This window comes from Pseudomonadota bacterium, assembly GCA_039028155.1.
GTDB lineage: Bacteria > Pseudomonadota > Alphaproteobacteria > SP197 > SP197 > JANQGO01.
This window is the reverse complement of the sequence record JBCCIS010000113.1, coordinates 1-2,959: the sequence shown is the minus strand read 5'-3', so window position 1 is coordinate 2,959 and position 2,959 is coordinate 1. Positions and strand designations below refer to the sequence as shown.

At 61.2% G+C, this 2,959-nt stretch carries 2 protein-coding genes; both read right to left on the bottom strand.

Annotation, left to right across the window (positions count from 1 at the left end):
• On the bottom strand, nt 1-884 hold an 884-nt coding region (locus tag AAF563_25515), incomplete at its 3' end, for an NADH:flavin oxidoreductase (protein MEM7124660.1).
• A 12-nt stretch (nt 885-896) separates the two neighbouring features.
• A complete protein-coding gene (locus tag AAF563_25510; protein MEM7124659.1) occupies nt 897-2,954 on the bottom strand; it encodes an FAD-dependent oxidoreductase in 2,058 nt (685 codons plus the stop codon).
• Nucleotides 2,955-2,959 lie beyond the last annotated feature (5 nt).

The window sequence follows — 2,959 nt, the reverse complement described above, 5'->3', positions numbered from 1 at the left end:
ACTGTGACGACCGGTTTGGTCGTCGCCGACTTCACCCAGTGCATGTAGGGCTCGAGCGCGCCCTCCTGCACAAACCGGGAGCCGCCCATCTCGAGCGAGTAATCGGCGATGTTGATGTCCCAGACATCAGGCAGTTCAGCCAGCATTTCGAACATCTCGTGATGTTCGCCATACTCGGGCTTCCCATCTTTGCCGATCGTATCGTCGGCGCTAAAGCGGCAGGCGACGGCGCATGTGTCACCGACTGCCTCCTTCGTCTCTTCCAACAGTTCCCGGATCAGGCGCACGCGGTTTGCCAGCGCGCCGCCGTATTCGTCCGACCGGGTGTTCATGCGCGGATTTAGGAACTGATCCAGCAAATAGGTATGGGTCGCGTAGACATAAACGATGTCAAAGCCGGCCTCTTTCGCCCGAAGTGCAGCATTGCGATGCCACCGGCGCAGATTGGAGATGTCGGTCTTGTCCATCACGCGTGTCTGCCAGGGCGCGCCCACACCGTTGGGGATCGATTGAAGGCCCAATGTCGGCAACCGGCTGTAGGCATTGGGGTTGCGATGCCCACCGAACCAAAGCTCGACCCCGGCAAGAGAATCGTGAGCGTGCACTTTCTCGGTCATCAATGCATGCGCGCGGATGTCGTCAGCATCCCAAAGCGCTGCCGAGACCCCGTATAGGTCATCTGAAGCCGGGTGAATCGAGCAGTATTCGGTGCAGACAACGCCCCATCCACCTTCAGCTTTCATCCCCCGCATCTCGGCCAGAGTTTGCGGGCGCAGCCAACCCATCCCGGTGCAGTGTGGCACCTGGTAGAAGCGGTTCCTGGCCGTCACCGGCCCCATCTTGATGGGTTCGAAAAGGATATCGTAGCGAGGATCTCGGGTCATAGCGTACCTTGATCAGTCGTGTGCCAGTCTGGGTAGCTCGCGGCGGAATGGGACGCCGGAACGCACCTCGCCCAGTTCCCGGGCGAATTGGTGGCCGCCATAAACAGCCGCCGCGATCGTACCGGGAGCAAGACAGTCGCCGATCCGCGTCACGGATTTCAGACCTTCATCGGCAAGCGCGGGAAACAGGTCTTCCTCGGGCAATCGCATGGTCACGATGATGGCGGTGGCGCAGGGGATTTCAGATTCTTGCTCGGTGTAGACACAGGATAGCGTAGCGATGCCGTCATTGACTGCATCAAGCGCGTGGAGAGGGACGATTTTGACACCCATCTTCAGCAGCCGCGCCTGGATTGTTCCCTGCTCGAGCGTGTTCTGGGTCCAGTCGGATACAATGGCGGCGGGCGTCACGATTGTGACGTCGTAACCCTCGCCGCGCAGTAGTTCGGCCAGAATGCCGCCCATGTAGTAGTGATCATCATCGTAAATGACGACCGGGCCATCGGGTCGGGCGCCGGCCATGATGTCATCCGGTGTCAGCACTCGGCCATCGATCGGCATGGGTTCGTGGTGATGTCGACCTATGCCGGACGCGCACCATCGAGCACCGGTCGCGACGGCCACATGATCCGCGCCGAATTCCGCGATCTGGGTCGCCGTCATCCGGCTTTCCAGATAGGGCTCAACATTGCTCAGTTTTCGGATCTGGTACTCGCGATAATCGATCACGCGGCGCCACTGGGCGAGCCCAGGCAGCCGCCCTTCGTGCTCGATCCTGCCGCCCAGGCGATCCGATGCTTCGGCAAGCGTGACGTGGTAACCGCGCTGCCCCAATGCCAACGCTGCTTCCAGGCCAGCCGGGCCGCCGCCGACGACCAGAACGGTTTCTTCCGAATGGGCTGGCGATATCCGCTCTGGGTGCCAACCACGACGCCATTCCTCGCCCATCGTGGGATTCTGCGTGCACCTGATTGGCACGGACATCAGATCACCCGAGACGCAGATGTTAAAACCAATGCACTCTCGAATGTCCTCAGGGCGGCCTTCTTCGACCTTTCTTGGCAAGAACGGGTCGGCAATCGATGGTCGTGCCGCGCCGATGAAATCGAGCTTTCCACGCCGGATAAGTGAGACCATGCGATCAGGCGAGGTATAACGACCCACACCGACAACAGGCTTGGTCGTCACTGACTTTACCCAGCCGATGTAGTCCTCTTGGAAGCCCTCGTCCGCGAAGCGGGAGGTCTGGCTGTCATGCGCCCAGTCCGAGATGTTGACGTCCCAGAGGTCGGGGATCTCTGCAAGCATCTCGACGACATCGCGCCCTTCTGCTTCGGCCAGGATGCCGTCCGGCCCAGCCAGTTCGTCGACCGCGAACCGTACGGCTACCGCGCAGGTGTCGCCGACCGCGTCTTTCGTCTCTTCCAGCACCTCGCGGAACAGTCGGACCCGGTTTTCCAAGCTGCCGCCATAGGCATCGGTCCGCCGGTTGTGACGGCGGGACAGGAAGTGCATCAGGATGCTGAGGTCGTGGGCAGCATAGACATAAATCACGTCGAAGCCTGCCCGCCGTGCCCGTTTGGCGCCTTCGACGTACCAGCGCCGAACATCGCGGATGTCGGCCATGTCCATCGCGCGTGCCTGAACAGGGTCGAAGGAAATGACAGGCACGGCCGACGGGCCCATCGGTACGTTACGGCTGTAGCGGTTCGGCGCTTCCGCACCGGCATAAGTAGGTTCGATCCCGGCGAGCGCGCCGTGCTCGTGGATCTTTTCGCACATCTTCGCAAAGACCGGCACATCGGCCTCGTCCCAGAGACGCCCTTCGACATATGGTGTACACTCTGAGCTGTGGTGGATCTCGACCTCTTCGGTGCAGACCACTGCCCACCCGCCCTCGGCCTTGACGCCCCGCATCTCGGCCATTGATGACGGGTAGGATCGGCTCATCCCGTTGCAATGCGGCACTTGATAAAAGCGGTTCTTTGCCGTGACCGGACCAATCCGGACCGGTTCGAAAAGGACGTCGTAGCGAGGATCGCGGCGCGGCGGTGCGCCGTCTGCGCTCATTCTTT

Bases quoted from the DNA above. Each gene is read 5' to 3' on its own strand.
- AAF563_25510 (MEM7124659.1), bottom strand. From the start codon at position 2,954: ATGAGCGCAGACGGCGCACCGCCGCGCCGCGATCCTCGCTACGACGTC.